The sequence below is a fragment of the Neotabrizicola sp. VNH66 genome, from assembly GCF_049445895.1.
Classification (GTDB): Bacteria; Pseudomonadota; Alphaproteobacteria; order Rhodobacterales; family Rhodobacteraceae; genus Pseudogemmobacter.
The window spans coordinates 139,357-154,148 of the sequence record NZ_JBMSDW010000007.1; the positions used below are offsets into that span (position 1 = coordinate 139,357).

At 67.5% G+C, this 14,792-nt stretch carries 16 protein-coding genes; 8 read left to right on the forward strand and 8 right to left on the reverse strand.

Annotated elements, in window-relative coordinates; genetic code table 11:
• Nucleotides 1-17: 17 nt before the first annotated feature.
• From ACO2Q5_RS12220 to ACO2Q5_RS12230, 3 genes are all read left to right on the forward strand, one after another.
• Nucleotides 18-233: a DUF2007 domain-containing protein gene (locus tag ACO2Q5_RS12220; RefSeq protein ID WP_423291368.1), complete on the forward strand. Its 216-nt coding sequence runs from the start codon at nucleotides 18-20 to the stop codon at nucleotides 231-233.
• A complete protein-coding gene (locus ACO2Q5_RS12225; protein ID WP_423291370.1) occupies nucleotides 230-991 on the forward strand; it encodes a tRNA1(Val) (adenine(37)-N6)-methyltransferase in 762 nt (253 codons plus the stop codon). The genes ACO2Q5_RS12220 and ACO2Q5_RS12225 overlap by 4 nt, the downstream gene beginning before the upstream one ends.
• Before the next feature lie 112 nt (nucleotides 992-1,103).
• On the forward strand, nucleotides 1,104-1,274 hold the full coding sequence (locus ACO2Q5_RS12230; RefSeq protein ID WP_423291372.1) for a YdcH family protein: 171 nt from the start codon (nucleotides 1,104-1,106) through the stop codon (nucleotides 1,272-1,274).
• A gap of 113 nt (nucleotides 1,275-1,387) precedes the next feature.
• On the opposite strand, the gene ACO2Q5_RS12235 is transcribed toward ACO2Q5_RS12230, so the two are convergent.
• The 8 genes from ACO2Q5_RS12235 to ACO2Q5_RS12270 form a co-directional block, all read right to left on the reverse strand.
• Nucleotides 1,388-2,899 (reverse strand): GMC family oxidoreductase, encoded by a 1,512-nt coding sequence (locus ACO2Q5_RS12235; RefSeq protein WP_423291374.1) that lies wholly within the window; start codon nucleotides 2,897-2,899, stop codon nucleotides 1,388-1,390.
• 1 nt (nucleotide 2,900) lies between these two features.
• Entirely contained in the window at nucleotides 2,901-3,944 is a 1,044-nt protein-coding gene (locus tag ACO2Q5_RS12240) for a 2,5-dihydroxypyridine 5,6-dioxygenase (protein WP_423291376.1), read from the reverse strand.
• Between the two features lie 31 nt (nucleotides 3,945-3,975).
• Entirely contained in the window at nucleotides 3,976-4,485 is a 510-nt protein-coding gene (locus ACO2Q5_RS12245) for a flavin reductase family protein (RefSeq protein ID WP_423291378.1), read from the reverse strand.
• The gene (locus ACO2Q5_RS12250) at nucleotides 4,482-5,771 is read right to left on the reverse strand and encodes an amidase (protein ID WP_423291380.1); all 1,290 of its coding nucleotides are present in this window, start codon (nucleotides 5,769-5,771) and stop codon (nucleotides 4,482-4,484) included. Before ACO2Q5_RS12250 ends, ACO2Q5_RS12245 begins: the two co-directional genes overlap by 4 nt.
• Nucleotides 5,772-5,776: 5 nt before the next feature.
• The gene (locus ACO2Q5_RS12255) at nucleotides 5,777-7,195 is read right to left on the reverse strand and encodes an amidase (RefSeq protein ID WP_423291382.1); all 1,419 of its coding nucleotides are present in this window, start codon (nucleotides 7,193-7,195) and stop codon (nucleotides 5,777-5,779) included.
• Nucleotides 7,192-7,578 (reverse strand): nuclear transport factor 2 family protein, encoded by a 387-nt coding sequence (locus tag ACO2Q5_RS12260; RefSeq protein ID WP_423291384.1) that lies wholly within the window; start codon nucleotides 7,576-7,578, stop codon nucleotides 7,192-7,194. Before ACO2Q5_RS12260 ends, ACO2Q5_RS12255 begins: the two co-directional genes overlap by 4 nt.
• 67 nt (nucleotides 7,579-7,645) lie before the next feature.
• Entirely contained in the window at nucleotides 7,646-9,133 is a 1,488-nt protein-coding gene (locus ACO2Q5_RS12265; protein ID WP_423291386.1) for a 4-hydroxyphenylacetate 3-hydroxylase N-terminal domain-containing protein, read from the reverse strand.
• 57 nt (nucleotides 9,134-9,190) lie between these two features.
• The gene (locus ACO2Q5_RS12270) at nucleotides 9,191-9,598 is read right to left on the reverse strand and encodes a carboxymuconolactone decarboxylase family protein (protein ID WP_423291387.1); all 408 of its coding nucleotides are present in this window, start codon (nucleotides 9,596-9,598) and stop codon (nucleotides 9,191-9,193) included.
• 104 nt (nucleotides 9,599-9,702) lie between these two features.
• Between ACO2Q5_RS12270 and ACO2Q5_RS12275 the strand changes: the two genes are divergently transcribed.
• From ACO2Q5_RS12275 to ppaT, 5 genes are read left to right on the forward strand one after another with little or no spacing between them, the layout of a single operon-like run.
• Nucleotides 9,703-10,629, forward strand: coding sequence for an N-acyl homoserine lactonase family protein (locus ACO2Q5_RS12275; protein WP_423291389.1), 927 nt, complete (start codon nucleotides 9,703-9,705; stop codon nucleotides 10,627-10,629).
• On the forward strand, nucleotides 10,626-11,378 hold the full coding sequence (locus ACO2Q5_RS12280; protein ID WP_423291391.1) for an SDR family oxidoreductase: 753 nt from the start codon (nucleotides 10,626-10,628) through the stop codon (nucleotides 11,376-11,378). Before ACO2Q5_RS12275 ends, ACO2Q5_RS12280 begins: the two co-directional genes overlap by 4 nt.
• 22 nt (nucleotides 11,379-11,400) lie before the next feature.
• Nucleotides 11,401-12,294, forward strand: coding sequence for an NAD(P)-dependent oxidoreductase (locus tag ACO2Q5_RS12285; RefSeq protein WP_423291393.1), 894 nt, complete (start codon nucleotides 11,401-11,403; stop codon nucleotides 12,292-12,294).
• Entirely contained in the window at nucleotides 12,291-13,613 is a 1,323-nt protein-coding gene (locus ACO2Q5_RS12290) for an MmgE/PrpD family protein (protein ID WP_423291395.1), read from the forward strand. The genes ACO2Q5_RS12285 and ACO2Q5_RS12290 overlap by 4 nt, the downstream gene beginning before the upstream one ends.
• A gap of 4 nt (nucleotides 13,614-13,617) precedes the next feature.
• Nucleotides 13,618-14,784, forward strand: coding sequence for a pyridoxamine--pyruvate transaminase (gene ppaT / locus ACO2Q5_RS12295; RefSeq protein ID WP_423291397.1), 1,167 nt, complete (start codon nucleotides 13,618-13,620; stop codon nucleotides 14,782-14,784).
• Nucleotides 14,785-14,792 lie beyond the last annotated feature (8 nt).

The window sequence follows — 14,792 nt, forward strand, 5'->3', positions numbered from 1 at the left end:
ACCGCTACGTCGATCTGATGAAAGAGCTTCTGCGCACGACCGATCCGACCGTGATCGCCTTCGCCACCGCCCTTCTTGAGGGCGAGGGTATAGCCGCCTTCGACATGGACGTCCACATGAGCGTCCTTGACGGATCGCTGGGCATTCTGCCGCGGCGGCTGATGGTGGCGGACCGCGATCTGTTCATGGCCCGTGCCATCCTGAAGGACAATGGGGTGGAGACCTCGGCGTGACCTTCCCCGAGGAGGCGCTGACCGACGACAAGTTCCTGTGCGGGCGGCTGCAACTGCTGCAGCCCGCCCGCGGCTATCGCGCGGCAACGGATGCGGTTCTGCTGGCCGCGGCCTGCCCGGCGCGGCCGGGGCAAAGCGTGCTGGACCTTGGTTGCGGGGCAGGGGCGGCGTCCCTGTGTCTGGGCTGGCGGGTGTCCGGTCTGCGGCAGGCGGGGCTGGAGCTGCAGCCGGAATATGCCGATCTGGCCCGCCGCAATGCGACCCGCAACGGCCTGCCGCTGGAGGTGCAGGAGGGTGACCTGCGCCGGATGCCCGTGGCGCTGCGCCGGGACTTCGACCATGTGATCGCCAATCCGCCATGGTATCCGCCGGGTGGCACGCCCTCTCCGCTGCCGGTGCGGGCCACGGCGATGCAGGTGGATCTGCCGGTGGGGGACTGGGTGGCGGCTGCGGCGCGGCGGCTGGCGCCCGGCGGCTGGCTGACGCTGATCGCGGGGGCCGACAGCCTGCCCGCCCTGCTGGCGGCGCTGGCACCGAAGCTGGGGTCAGCTGCTGTCCTGCCCCTTGCCGCGCGCGAGGGGCGGCCCGCGCTGCGCATCCTGTTGCAGGCCCGCAAGGGGGGCCGTGCCCCGTTCCGCCTGCTGGCCCCGCTGATCATCCACGACGGCGCCGCGCATGACGGTGACCGCGAGAGCTATACAAGAGAGGCCAACGCAATCCTGCGTGAGGGTGCCGACCTCTCGGCCCGTTTCGGCTGATTGACGGAAAATTGTCGGCCGTTTCTTTCCGCCTGCGTCAGGAAGACAGGTGACACGACTCATCTTCCGTGATGCACTGGTTACACGGATGTCACGATACAGGAGGAACGACATGACGATGGCTTCGCATATTGCGGAACTTCGGAAGAAGCACGAAAACCTCTCGGACATGGTCGAAAAGGCGCAGCGGAGCCCGGCCACGGATGATCGCCAGATCGCCGAATGGAAGAAGCAGAAGCTGAAGCTGAAAGAAGAGATTACGCGCCTGAGCCAGGCGCATTAGGGCCGCAGTCGCGGACCCGCGGGCTGGCGGGTCATTTCTGACCGTCAGCCCCGCACAGACCCGATATTCCACATGCGCAGGCCCGTTCCGGCCTGCGTTTTTGTTTGCGGAGCCTAGAGTGCCACGGTGCGGGCAAAGGTTTCCGCCACGGCCAGAACCGAGGCATGGATCGGCCCCGCCGTCAGCCCGGGCAGAACCGAGGAATCCACCACATACAGATTGTCCAGCCCGCGCAACCGCAGGTCCGGGTCCACCGGCGCGGCCTCGTCCCGGCCCATCCGGCAGGTGCCCGAGGGGTGGTGGTGGGTGATCGCCGCCTTTGCGATGAATTCGTCCATCTCGGCCTCGGTCCGCAGCGGCCCCGGCAGCAGTTCGCGGTCGCGCCATGCGTCCAGTTCCGGCCGGTGCCCGATTTCGCGCGCGGCGGTCAGGGCGGCGCGGAACAGGCGGCGGTCCTGATCGGTGCTGACATAGCGCGGGTCTATGACCAGCGGGTCGCGCGATGCGGGGCCGGTGATCCGGACCTCACCCCGGCTGGTGGGGTGGCAGACACCGAAGAGGAAGCTGTAAGCACTGCCTGCCGCGGGGGCGGTGAACATTTCCGAGACGATGGGCGCCACGCCGCAGCCCACCACGATTTCAGGCTGGCCACCCGCGGTGAAATCGCCCGCGCGCATATAGGCCATGCTTTCGGAATGTTGCAGCTTCGACGGAGCCACCTCCTGCCGCGCGGCATAGAGGTTCCCGGCGCCCAGAAGATGGTCCATCAGGTTCTGCCCCAGTTCGCGAATGTCCTGCAGGCAGGGCACGCCCGCGGATTTCAGTACCGCCTCCGGCCCAAGGCCCGAGCGCATCAGCAGCGCCGGCCCCTCCAGCGCGCCCGCCGACAGGATCACCCGGTCCGCGGTGATCCGCCCGGCGGGGGTTTCCAGCGCGGTGACGCGGCCCCGCTCCAGCACCAGACGTTCGACCATGGTGCCGGTCAGGATGGTCAGATTGCCCCGAGCGCGCACCTCTGGCGTCAGCCAGGCCTCGGCCACCGTCACCCGGCGACCGTTGCGGATCATCAGAGAGTTCTGGGTGACGCCGATCATCCGCCCGGTGTTGTGTCCGCGCAGGCGGGGCAGGCCCAGACCGGCCCCGGCCTCGATATAGGCGCGGGCCAGCGGGCTGACCTCTTCTTCGGGCAGCCAGACCGGCATCGGCCCGCCCTTGCCATGAATGCCGTCACCGCCCAGCGTGTGATCCTCAATCGCCATGAAGGCGGGGAGCAGCCCTTCCCAACTCCACCGCGCATCGCCGGTGGCGGCGTGCCAGACGGCGAAATCCGCGGGATGGCCACGGAAATGCCCCATGGCATGCAAGAGGCTGGACCCGCCAAGCGCCTTTCCGCGCGCCCATGGAAGGGACCGCCCTGCCAGCCCGGGCTGCGGCACCGTCAGGTAATCCCAGTCATAGCTGCGGTGCTGGATCGCGGGCCACATCTGCGGCGTCCAGATGTCAGGATCGGTGGGCTCACCCCCGGCCTCGACCAGCAGGACCCGGTGGGCGGGGTCTTCGGACAGCCGCGCGGCCAGAAGGGCGCCCGCCGAGCCGCCACCGATGATCACCAGATCGGCGTGCATGTTACTTTTGGTCCGCGGGCACGACCGCACCGTTCAGGGTCATCGCCTCGCCATCCAGCGAGACCGAGCAATTGCGCAGCGGAATGTCCAGATGGCAGGGCACGTCGCGGTCGCCGCCCGCTTCGGTATTCGGGCCGGTGGACCACAGGAAATTGCCCGCAAAGCTGCGCGCATCCATGCAGAGCTGCGATTGCGGGTTATAGAGGCCCAGGACGGTCCAGCTGGCCCGGTTCTCCAGCCCCCAGCCCACATGCGCCATGGCATAGGCGCGGGGGTCGTTGAAGCTGTCCATGAACTTGCGCATGAATTCAGCGTCATAGCCGCCCTTGATATCGACGATATAGCCCTTTTCGATGGTCACGGTGACCGGCGCGCGGGCGTAGTGCTTGAAGGGCAGGAAGATGTCGCCCTCATCAATCACGATGGTGCCTTCTGCGCTGCCTTCATCGGGCCAGCGGGCCGAGAAGCACGAGGGCCAATGGTCCCAGCGGCCCGGCTCATCGGCCAGCCCGTATTGCGTCAGCACCGGATACTGGCCCAGCGTGCAGCGGAAATCCGTGCCCGCGGCCGAGGTGACATGCATCTCTTTCGCTGCGCCGATCTTCTTTGCCGCCGCAAGCACGCGGGCCTTGTCCTCAGGCCGCGGGATCTGGCGCATCATGACTTCGGGCGGCTCCACCGCCAGAAGCATGCGGGTGCCTTGTTTCAGCACCTCTTCCTGCTCCTTGGAAAACAGCAGCTGCAGGGTGTCGATCACCATGTCACTGGCTTTCAGGCAGGCCAGCGCGGCGGTGTTCACCTCCAGCGCGGTCTTGCCGACATAGCCCGATTTGTCGGGCGACAGCGCCTTTTCACCATTCATCGGCGGCAGGTTCAGCTCCGTCACCACCGCGCCAAGGTCCGAGGCCGCCAGCTTGGCGATATAGGCGATCTGGCGGTTGCTGTCGTCGCCGGTCAGGATCGTGACCTGTTCGCCGGGCCTGAGGTTGCACATGCCCAGCACCTCTTTCCAGCCTTTGAGGAACTGTGCGTCGCTGATGGCCATGGTGTCGTCCTTCCTGTGGGGGCGCCGCGCTTCAAAGCGCGGTCTGATGAGCAAGTGAGAAGAATTGCCGGTTGTAATGCAGAAGCGGCTGGACCGACGGCCCGAAGCGCACGGCCTGCACCGTGCCGATGAAGATCGAATGGCTTTCGGTTTCGGTCACCGAGGCAAGCGCACAGTCCAGATTGACCATGGCCCCGTCCAGCACCGGCGCGCCGGTGGCCAGCTGCGTCCAGCCATAGGGTGCGAACTTGTCTTCACCCGCGGCGGTCTGCCCGGCAAAGCGCAGCGCCACCTCGCGCTGGTCATCGGCCAGGATGTTGACGCAGAAGGCGCCCGCCTCGGTGATGGCGCGGTGCGCCTCGCCAAAGCGGTTGACGCAAACGAGCATCGAGGGCGGCGTGACTGACATCGAACAGACGGCCGTGGCGGTCAGCCCACGGCGGGCGGGGCCGTTGCCCGCGGTGATGATGTTCACCGTGGCGGCCAAAAGGCGCATGGCGGCGCGGAAATCGTCGGCCATTTCGGGGGCAGGGGCGGTCATTGCGGTCCCCCGGCGGCGGTGACGGCGGTTTCCAGAAACAGCGCGGCGGAGGCGAGACGGTGATCCGCCCCCCGCGGGCCCACCAGCTGTACGCCCACGGGCAGGCCCTTCGGCCCCTTGGCCACCGGCAGGCAGATCAGCGGCACCTGAAGGACGCTCCACAGCCGGTTGAACAAGGGATCGCCCGTCGCCATCCCCTCGGGCGCCTCGCCCGCGGCGGCCAGCGTCAGCACCACATCGAACCGGCTAAGCAGCGCATCCGTCAGATGGCGGATGCCCGGCAGTTCCGCCATGGCCGCGGCATAGCGCGGCTCATCCACCGTGGCCTGCGCCTCCAGCATGCCGCGCGTGACCGGCGACAGCCCGTCCCAATGCACGGCGATTTCATGGGCCAGAGAGCGGGTGACTTCCCAGCCCATCACCGCCTCATGCAGATCGAAGATGCCGTCATACCACGCAGGCGGGTCGAGAAACGTGACCTCCGCCCCTGCCGCCTCGGCCAGCCGGGCCAGCCGGTGCACGGCGTCAATGGCGCAGGGGTCGGCCTTGTCCAGCCGGGTGCCCAGCAGAACGCCGATCCGCGGCCGGGCGGGCGGCGTCAGCGCGGCCAGATCTGGGCGGCCCGCCAAGGCGGCGGTGCAAAGTGCGGCATCGTCGATCCCCCGCGCCAGCAGGCCAAGCGTGTCCAGCCCCGGGCACAGCACCTTGATCCCCACAGTGTTGATCAGCGCGAAGCTGGGCTTGAAGGCCACCACACCGCAGAAGCTGGCCGGGCGGATGGTGGAGCCGGAGGTCTGTGTCCCGAAAGCCACGGGCACCATCCCCGCCGCCACCGCCGCGCAGGAGCCGGAGGAGGACCCGCCCGGCGTATGCGCGGGGTTCCACGGATTGCGCGTCTGGTTCGGGCTGGCCATGGCCAGTTCGGTGGAGACGGTTTTCCCCGCGATCAGCGCGCCCGCCTGACGGGCCAGCGTGACGCAGGGCGCGTCCCACGGCGGGCGGAACCCGTCATAAATCCGCGTGCCATAGCCGGTGGGCATGTCGGCGGTGTCGATCACATCCTTTACCCCGATGGGCACGCCCGCCAGCAGGCCCTTCGGCCCGGCGCGGTCCATCGCATCGGCGACGGTCCGCACGGCATCCGGGTCCAGATGCTGCCACGCCTGCACCGGGCCGTCGCTGGCGGCGATGCGGTCCAGATGCGCCTCGGCCACGGCGCGGACGGTCAGGCGGCCCGCAGAGACGGCCTCGGCAATCTGGCGGGCGGAGAGGCGGGTGGGGTCCATGGCTTTCATCCGAACAGGGGCGGGCGGCGGTCGGCCCAGGGCGCGGCCTGTTCCAGTTCCGCGGCCAGCGCAAACAGCATCTCATCCCGCCCGAAGCCCGCGCCCAGATGGGCGCCCGCGGGCAGGCCGTTCACCATGCCCAAAGGCACCGACATGGCCGGGCAGCCGGAGGCGTTGAAGACGGCGGTGAAGGGGGAATGGCCCCAGAAGAGATCATAGAACTCATCCAGCGTCTTGCCCGCGCCCGCCAGTTTGCCCAAGGGCGGCGCGGGTTCGGCTGCCGCCGGGGTCAGCATCACATCATAGCGTGCGAAGAACCGGCCCAAGGCCCGGGCCGCGGCGTGAAGCTGCCCTATGCCCCACAGATAGCGGGTGGCAGGCAGGGACAGGGCTTCGCGCAGCCAGTCCTGATTGACCGGCTCCAGCTTTGCGATATTGGCGCTGGCCGGATCGCCCCCCGTGACACCAAGCGCGACCGAGGTGCCGACGACCACGCGCCACGCGGCCTTCAGCGCGGCGGCATCATAGCCCGCATCGGCCACCTCCTCGACCTGATGGCCAAGGCTTTCCAAGAACCGCGCGGTTTCTTGCGCGATCCGGATCATGCCGGGGTCGATCGGCTCTCCGCCCGGTGCTGTGGTGATCAGCGCCACGCGCAGCCGCGGCGGCGGGGTCTGCGTGGCTGCCAGATAGCGCCCCGGATGCGCGGGCGAGGCCCATGGGTCACCCAGATCGGACCCTGCCGAAACATCCAGCATCGCCGCATTGTCGCGCACGGTCCAGCTGACCGCATGGGGCGTGGACATGCCGCCGATGCCTTCGGCCATCACCGGGCCCACGGGGTTCACAAGGCGCGAGGGTTTGAAGCCGAACAACCCGCAATGGCTGGCGGGCAGGCGGGTGGACCCCGCCCCGTCCGAGGAATTGGCCAGCGGCACGATCCCGGCGGCGACGGCGGCGGTCGATCCGCCCGACGATCCGCCGGGCGAGCGTGTCAGGTCCCACGGGTTGCGGGTGGGGCCGAAGGCCGCGGGCTCGGTGGTGAAGGACAGCGCGAATTCGGGCGTGTTGGATTTGCCCATGATGACCATGCCCGCAGCTTTGTAGCGCGCAACAATGGTGGAATCGCGCGGGCTGACCGCATGGCGCAACAGTTCGGACCCGGTGGAAAGGATCATCCCCTCCGCCTCGAACCCGGTGTTTTTCAGCAGGGTCGGCACGCCCGACAGAGGCCCTGTGGGCAGACCCGCGGCCACCTGCGCACGGGCAAGGTCGTAATGGGCGTGCACCACCGCATTCAGCGCGGGGTTCAGCCGGTCTGCCCGGGAAATCGCGGCCTCCAGCACCTCGGCCGCTGTCACTTCGCCCTTGGCGATCAGCGCGGCGGTGGCAAGGCCATCCAGTTTTGCAAGCTCTTCCATCATCCCGCCATCTGCGCCTTGAACAGGTCCAGATCCCACAGGTCGGCCGTGCCTTCCAGCGCGCCGTCGCGCAGGTGGAACAGATGCAGCCCGTCCAGTGCGATGGGGCGGGCAATCCCGTCCTTGCCGGTGAAGGTGCCGGTCATCCGGTAGGGCACCGCCACTTGTGATCCTGCGCGGACATAGCCCTGCCGGTGCCAGACCACATCGGGCAGCATCCGCCAGAAGCCTTCCAGCCCCTCGGCCAAAGCCTGATGCCCGGTGCGGCGCTTGGACATGGCCACTTCGTCGTGCCATCCGTGGGCGTGATACAGGGCTGCCGCCCCCGCGGCATCGCGTGCGGCATAGGCCGCATAAAAGCGGTCGATCAGCGCGGCATGATCCATGGCTGTCCGGTCTGTTCTGAATGTCGAAAAGACCCCGCCCACGGATGCGGGCGGGGCAGTCGGGGGATTATTCGATCCCGGCGATCTTCTTCACCTGTGCCACGTAATCGTCGCGCTTCACCTCGTTATACAGGCGGGCGCGCAGCGCGGGGGCGGGGGTGGCGTTGACGTTTTCGAACAGCGCCACACGACCGGCGAGCGAGCCGGAGGTCATGTCCCAGATGAAGTTCATCAGCTGTTCCTTGACCATGGCCGAAACGCCGTGGCCAGGCAGCAGTTCATGCAGGAAGTGGCCGATGTCGGGATTGTCGAAGGCGTTCTTGCCGAAACGCATCACAAGGCCCTGGCCGCACATTTCTTGCAGCATGTGGATGACCTTGGGATAGTTCTCGATGGAGTAGAGCCGCCCGGCCGTCAGCATCCCCACATCGGGGCGCATCACGCCGCCTTCGGTCTCGACCGCCAGCGCCTCGGCCGCGGTGATGAAGGCGCGCAGGGTTTGCGCATATTCGATCAGCTGGCCCAGCATCAGCTGCACCGCCGGAATGCGGCCGGTGCCCAGATAGTCCAGAACCATCTGGCCTGCACCCACGAACAGCTCTGCCTTCACGGCAAGGCGGGTCAGGACGTGCCAGTGGGCAAAGACGCAGACCGGGCCATAATAGCTCATCGCGGTGGGGTCGCCGAGGTTGAAGAGGCGCTCTTTCGGCACGAAGACATTGTCGAAGACGATGAACTGGTCGGCTTCCTCGCCCAGAGACGCCACCGGATGGTCGAACTTCGACGCGCCCGGCTGGGACACCATCTCACGCGAGATCATCTTGATGCCGGGGGTGTCGATGGCGACCGAGCCCCAGATGCAGGCATCGGCCGGGGTGTCCTGCAACCCGCCAAGGTTGGTGAAGAAGATGTCGTTCGCCTGCGCGGCGATGGAGCCCACGGTCTTGGCGCCGTAGATATAAACGCCGTCCTTGGTGATCTTCTTCGCCTTCAGCAGCGACGCCTCGCCCGCCTTGGGCGAGGAGCGATCGGCCTGCGGACCGGCCAAGGATTCCGAGGCCGTCAGGTTCTGCGACTGGCCGTATTCCATGTACCGCTCGATATTCTCGGCGAAATCGGGATCGATTCCGTCCAGGAGCGATTTCTTCTTCTTGAAGGTCGGCAGATAGGCGTAAAGCCCCACCACGATGGACGGCGCCAGATCCGGCGGACGGCCGAAGGTGCCCGCCGTCTTCAGCGAGGTGTATTCGATCATCTTGCGCCGCGCGGCCAGATCTTCCTTGGTGCGCGGGATCTGCCAGGACCGGCTGATGACGGCGCCGGCCTTCTCGTCGAAATAGGTGGTGGCGTCCTGATGTTCCGGCTTGAACTGGTCATCGAACATGTCGGCCAGCAGGTCGATCCCGGCGGCCAGCGCCGGTTCGTCATAGACCGAGGTAAGCTTTTTGCCGCCCACCCAGATCTGCCGGTTGTCCTTCAGCGATTCCTTGTATTCCGCACCGGTTTTCAGCTTGTGCGGTTTGCCGTCGAAGGCATTTGCTTTCTCGTGCTTCACCAGACTCTCCTGTCGTTCGTATAAAGGCGGCGCCCTTCTTGCGGGACGCCGGAAAGCTTATTCGGCGGCGCGTTCCATCCGCATCGTGCGGATGACCTCCTGCGCCACGCGCATGGCATCCAGCGCGGCCGGGACGCCGCAATAGATGGCCGCCTGAAGGATGACCTCGACGATCTCTTCCTCGGTCACGCCGTTGTTCAGCGCGCCACGGACATGGATCTTCACCTCATGCGGGCGGTTCAGCGCCGTCAGCATGGCCAGATTCAGGAAGCTGCGGGTCTTGCGGTCCAGCCCCGGGCGGGTCCAGATTTCGCCCCAGCACCATTCGGTGACCAGCTTCTGAAGGGGGGCGGTCAGATCGTCGGCATTGGCAAGCGAGGGCGCGACATAGGCATCGCCCAGCACCTCGCGCCGGACCTTCAGCCCCTTCTGGAACTGCTCGCCTTCAAACTCGGGACGGGTCATGGATCACTCCGCGAAAGGGGGGCCGCACGGGGCGGATGCTGCGCCGTCAGGCGGGCGCCGTTCTGGGGTCAGGTTAGACACGCGTCGCTTGACCTGTCAACAGATTGTATGACAGGATTACGGTCATACTGAACTATCAGGGATGGCTGCCCAAGGATCGGGCAGACGGGGCGGGGATGGCGGGCACCATGGCGGCAGCGGCAGAGGAAATTGGTCAACCCCTTGTCCCGTGGGACGTTTTTGCCTTGCGCTATGCCGAACACACCGGCCGCACCGCCCATGAAAACCTGCTGTCCGGCGATCCGCACGAGAGCGGCGCCAATCTGGATTACTTCCTTTGGCTGGTGCGCCGCGGGGCTGAGGTGGTGGTGATCGACACCGGCTTTGGCGCTGCCGCCGCTGCGGCCCGGGGCCGCCGTCTGCTGCGCGATCCGGTCGAGGCGCTGGCCCTGATGGGGGTGGAGGCGGCCACGGTCGGGCAGGTGATTCTGACCCATCTGCACTATGACCATGCGGGCAGCCTGATGCCCTTTGCCGCCGCTCGATTCCACGTGCAGGAGGCCGAGGCCGCCCAGGCCACCGGCCCCTGCATGTGCGACCCGAAGGCCCGCGCGCCGTTCGATGTCGAGAATATCGTGGACTATGTGCGCAAACTTTACGCAGGCCGCGTGGTCTTTCATCAGGGCGATGCGGAACTGGCGCCGGGCCTCTGGCTGCACGCTGTGCCGGGCCACAGTGCCGGGCTGCAGGCGGTGCGGGTGTTCACCGCGCGGGGCTGGGTGGTGCTGGCCTCGGACGCCACGCATTTCTACGCGAATATGGCGCGGCGCGATCCGTTTCCCGTGCTGGTGGATGCGGCGGCGGTGCTGCGCGGCTTTGACCGGCTGGAGGCGCTGGCCCCTTCGCGCGATCATATCGTGCCCGGCCATGATCCGGGGGTGATGCGGGCCTATCCGCCTGTTCCGGGGCTGGAGGGCATTGCCGTGCGGCTGGATTCCGCGCCGGTTCTGGGTTGGGAGTATCTGGCATGAGCCGCCGCGTCCTGATCACCGGCTCTGCCCTCGGGTTGGGCCTAGGTTTGGCCCGCGCCTTTGCCGCGGCGGGGGACCGGGTGTTCCTGACCGACATCGACCCGCAAGTCACCGCGGCGGCAGAGGGGTTGGCGACGCCCTCGCTGGTTCTGGATCTGAAAACGGATGGGGCCGCAGCCCGGCTGATGCAGGCCGCCGGGGCGGCGATGGGCGGGGTGGATATTCTGGTGAACAATGCCGTGGTGCGGACCATGGCGCCGGTGGCCGACCTGCCCGATCCGGCCTGGGACCGCGCGCTGGAGGTGAACCTTTCCGCGCCCTTCCGGCTGATCCGTGCCGTGCTGCCGGGGATGCAGGCGCAGGGCTGGGGGCGGATCATCAACATGGCCTCGGTCTATTCGCTGATCGCGCTGGCGGGGCGGGCGGATTACGTCACCACCAAACATGCGATCATCGGGCTGACGCGCACGGTGGCGCTGGAACTGGCGGCCACGGACATCACCTGCAACGCGATCTGCCCCGGGCTGATGGCCACCGATTCGGCGCTGGCCCGGATTGATGCGCTCGCGGCGGAACGGGGGATCACGCGGGACGAGGCGGAGCGGCTGTTCCTGTCCACCCGCCAGCCCGGCGGCAAATTCATCCCGATGGAGACGGTGACGGCGCTGGCGCTGTTCCTGTGCGGCCCGGCCAGTGCCGGGCTGAACGGCGCGGCGATCCCGGTGGACAATGGCTGGTCCTTCGCCTGAAGGACCAAGAACGGAGAGTGGAATGACGAAGATCGGCTTTGTGGGTCTGGGCAATATGGGCCGCCCGATGGCGGAGAACATCCTGAAGACCGGTGCCGCGCTGGTGGTGAATGACCGCGTGCCCGCTGCCGTGGCGGCGCTGGTGGCCGCCGGGGCCGAAGCGGCCGACACGCTGGAGGATTTGTGCGGCCGGGTGGAAACGGTGTTCCTGTCGCTGCCTACGCCCGATGTCGTGCTGGCCGTGGGGCGCGCCATCGCCGCCCATCCCGGCACGGTGAAGCGGGTTGTCGACCTGTCCACCACCGGCCCCAAAGCCGAGATGGATCTGGCCGAGGTGCTGGGGACAGTGGGCATTGCCGTGATCGACAGCCCGGTGTCCGGTGGTGTGGCAGGGGCAAAGAAGGGCACTTTGGCCCTGATGGCGGCGGGATCGTCCAACCATTTCGCCGTGGTCGAACCGCAGCTTCTGGCGCTTGGCAAGGTGATCAAGGTCGCCGAGGAGCCGGGCAAGGCGCAGGTGATGAAGCTGATCAACAACATCTGCTCTGCCGCCTCGCTGGCAATCACTTCTGAGGCGATGGTGATGGGCGCCAAGGCCGGGCTGGATGCCGATGTGATGATCGAGGTGCTGAATGCCGGTTCGGGCCGCACCTCGGCCAGCGTGGACAAGATCCCGCGCTTTGTCCTGCCGCGCGGGTTTGACTTCGGTTTTGCCATTGCCTTGTCGCTGAAGGACATCCGCCTGTGTCTGGAAGAGGCGGAACGGTTGGGCTGCCAGATGCTGGTGGGCAATGCAGTCAGGATGCTGTTTTCCATCACCAAGGCGCAGCTGGGCCCCGATGCCGACATGACCGCGATCATCCGCCCGCTGGAACTCTGGGCCGGGGCCGAGGTGCGCGGGAAGGCTGCGGGATGACCGAAGTCGCGCTGACCCGCTTCGTGACCGATCCGCCGCCGCTGCCCGAGGATGTGCGGGCGGCGGGGCGGCGGTCGCTTCTGAACATGGTGGGCTGCGCCATTGGCGGCGCCGGAGAGGCGGCGGTGGACCATCTGGCCGCGCTGCTGCCCGCCTTTGGCGGCCCGGCGACCTGCACCCTGATCGGGCGGCGCGAGCGGGCGGATGCCCTGTGGGCCGCCCATATCAATGCGGCGGCGGCGAATATCTTCGACTATGACGACACGCATATTCCGACGGTGATCCACCCCTCCGCTCCCGTCGGCGCCGCCGTTCTGGCGCTGGCGGAACTGCGGCCCGTGTCGGGCGCCGCGCTGCTGGAGGCCTTTGTGCTGGGGGTGGAGGTCACCTGCCGTCTGGGGCTTGCGCTGCACCCGGGGCATTACACGCGCGGCTGGCACATCACCTCCACCTGCGGGGCGTTCGGCGCGGCTCTGGCCTGCGGACGGCTGCTGGGGCTGACCGCGGCGCAGATGGTGGATGCGCTGGGCCATGCCCTGGCGCAGAACGGCGGTTCGGTCGAAACGCTGGGCACAATGTCGAAAAGCCTTTCCGTTGGGCAGGCCGCCCGGGCCGGGCTGATGGGTGCGCTGCTGGCGGAACAGGGTTTCACCGGCCCGGCGGCACCTTTGTCTGGGGAACGCGGTTTCCTGCGCCTGCATTCCGACGCGCCGGATACCGACGCCCTGACCGGCGATCTGGGCACCCGGTGGGAGATCCTGAAGAACACCTTCAAGCCCTATCCCTGCGGCGTGGTGCTGAACCCGGTGCTGGAGGCCTGTCTGGCGCTGCATGCCAAGGGCATCAAGGGCGAGATTGCCGCGGTCGAACTGACCGGGCCGCCCTTGCTGCGCCAAAGGACCGACCGGCCCGGCGTCACCTCGGGCCGCCAGTCGCAGGTGTCTGCGCAGCATGGCGTGGCGGTGGCGCTGCTGAAGGGGCGGGCCGACCTCTGGGCCTTTTCCGATGCCGCGGTGGCGCTGCCCGAATTGCGCGCGCTTGGCCCGAAGCTCAGCTTCCGCGACAATCCCGCGCGGTCGGTGGAAAGTGCCGAAGTGCGGGTGACTTTGACCGATGGCCGCGTGCTGTCGCAAAGGGTGGAGGCCGCGAAGGGTGGCCTGACCCATCCGATGAGCGATGACAATCTGGCCGACAAACTGTGCGGCCAGATCGCCTGGCGTGGACTGCCGTTTCAGGCTGCCGCGCTGATCCATGCCCTGACCGACATCGAAAATGCGCCGGATGCGGCCACTTTCCTGTCCCTGACCCGTGCGGAGTGACCCCATGATCGCCGATCCCGTCATCACCCTGACCACCGGCCCGGTGGATGCCTATCCCGCCGTGCTGCGCGCGCTGTCGCGGCCGGTGTTCTATGATTACGACCCGGCGTTTCTGGCATTCTACGAACAGGTCAACGCCAAGGTGCAGCGCGCCTTTCACACCGACACCCCGCCGGTGATCCTGCAGGGAGAGCCGGTTCTGGGGCTGGAGGCCGCCGCCGCATCCGCCATCGCGAAGGGCGATGTGGTGCTGAACCTTGTCTCGGGCGTCTATGGCAAGGGGTTCGGCTATTGGGCGGCGCGCTATGCCAAAGAAGTGGTCGAATGCGCCGTGCCCTATAATGAGGTGCTGACCGCGGAGAGGGTCGCCGATGCGCTGAAGGCGCGGCCCGATGTGGCGGTGGTCGCGCTCTGCCACCACGACACGCCTTCGGGCACGGTGAACCCGGTGGACGAGATCGGTGCCGTGGTCCGGGCCGCGGGTAAGATCTTCATTGTGGATTCGGTTTCGGCCTTCGGGGGAATGAACGTCCTGCCCGAAGCGTGTCAGGCGGATATCTTCGTCACCGGTCCGAACAAATGCCTTGGCTGCCCGCCGGGTCTGTCGCTGCTGCATGTCTCGGACGCAGGGTGGGAGAAGATCGCGGCCAATCCCGATGCGCCGAAGGATTCGATCCTGTCGATCAGCGACTGGCGTTCTGCGCACAAAGCCGGAAATCCCTTTCCCTTCACCCCCTCCGTCAGCGAAATCAACGCGCTGGAGGCCGCGCTGGAGGTCTATTTCGCCGAAGGGGAACAGGCGGTCTGGGATCGCCACGCCCTGACCGCCCGGGCCACCCGGGCGGGCATTCTGGCGGCGGGGCTGAAGCTTTGGGCGGCCCGCGAAGAGATCGCCTCGCCCACCTGCACCGCGGTTGCCACGCCCGAAGGGGTGGATGAACCCGCGCTGCGGGCGCTGATCCGGTCGCGCTATGGCGTGATGTTCTCCTCTGGCCGGGCCGAGACGATGGGGCGGCTGACCCGGATCGGCCATATGGGCCCGACCGCGCGGCCGATCTATGCCCCCGCCGCGGTGGCGGCGCTGGCCGGCGGCATGCAGGCCATGGGGGTCAGGCTGGATCTGGGCGCAGGCGTTGCGGCCGCCATGGCGGTGATCGACGCGGCCAGCTGAGCATGCCG

Coding starts and splice junctions, on each gene's coding strand:
- ACO2Q5_RS12235 (WP_423291374.1), bottom strand. CDS start 2,899: ATGCACGCCGATCTGGTGATCATCGGTGGCGGCTCGGCGGGCGCCCTT.
- ACO2Q5_RS12240 (WP_423291376.1), bottom strand. CDS start 3,944: ATGGCCATCAGCGACGCACAGTTCCTCAAAGGCTGGAAAGAGGTGCTG.
- ACO2Q5_RS12270 (WP_423291387.1), bottom strand. CDS start 9,598: ATGACCCGTCCCGAGTTTGAAGGCGAGCAGTTCCAGAAGGGGCTGAAG.
- ACO2Q5_RS12230 (WP_423291372.1), top strand. CDS start 1,104: ATGACGATGGCTTCGCATATTGCGGAACTTCGGAAGAAGCACGAAAAC.
- ACO2Q5_RS12245 (WP_423291378.1), bottom strand. CDS start 4,485: ATGACCGCCCCTGCCCCCGAAATGGCCGACGATTTCCGCGCCGCCATG.
- ACO2Q5_RS12255 (WP_423291382.1), bottom strand. CDS start 7,195: ATGATGGAAGAGCTTGCAAAACTGGATGGCCTTGCCACCGCCGCGCTG.
- ACO2Q5_RS12280 (WP_423291391.1), top strand. CDS start 10,626: ATGAGCCGCCGCGTCCTGATCACCGGCTCTGCCCTCGGGTTGGGCCTA.
- ppaT (WP_423291397.1), top strand. CDS start 13,618: ATGATCGCCGATCCCGTCATCACCCTGACCACCGGCCCGGTGGATGCC.
- ACO2Q5_RS12285 (WP_423291393.1), top strand. CDS start 11,401: ATGACGAAGATCGGCTTTGTGGGTCTGGGCAATATGGGCCGCCCGATG.
- ACO2Q5_RS12290 (WP_423291395.1), top strand. CDS start 12,291: ATGACCGAAGTCGCGCTGACCCGCTTCGTGACCGATCCGCCGCCGCTG.
- ACO2Q5_RS12260 (WP_423291384.1), bottom strand. CDS start 7,578: ATGGATCATGCCGCGCTGATCGACCGCTTTTATGCGGCCTATGCCGCA.
- ACO2Q5_RS12250 (WP_423291380.1), bottom strand. CDS start 5,771: ATGGACCCCACCCGCCTCTCCGCCCGCCAGATTGCCGAGGCCGTCTCT.
- ACO2Q5_RS12220 (WP_423291368.1), top strand. CDS start 18: ATGAAAGAGCTTCTGCGCACGACCGATCCGACCGTGATCGCCTTCGCC.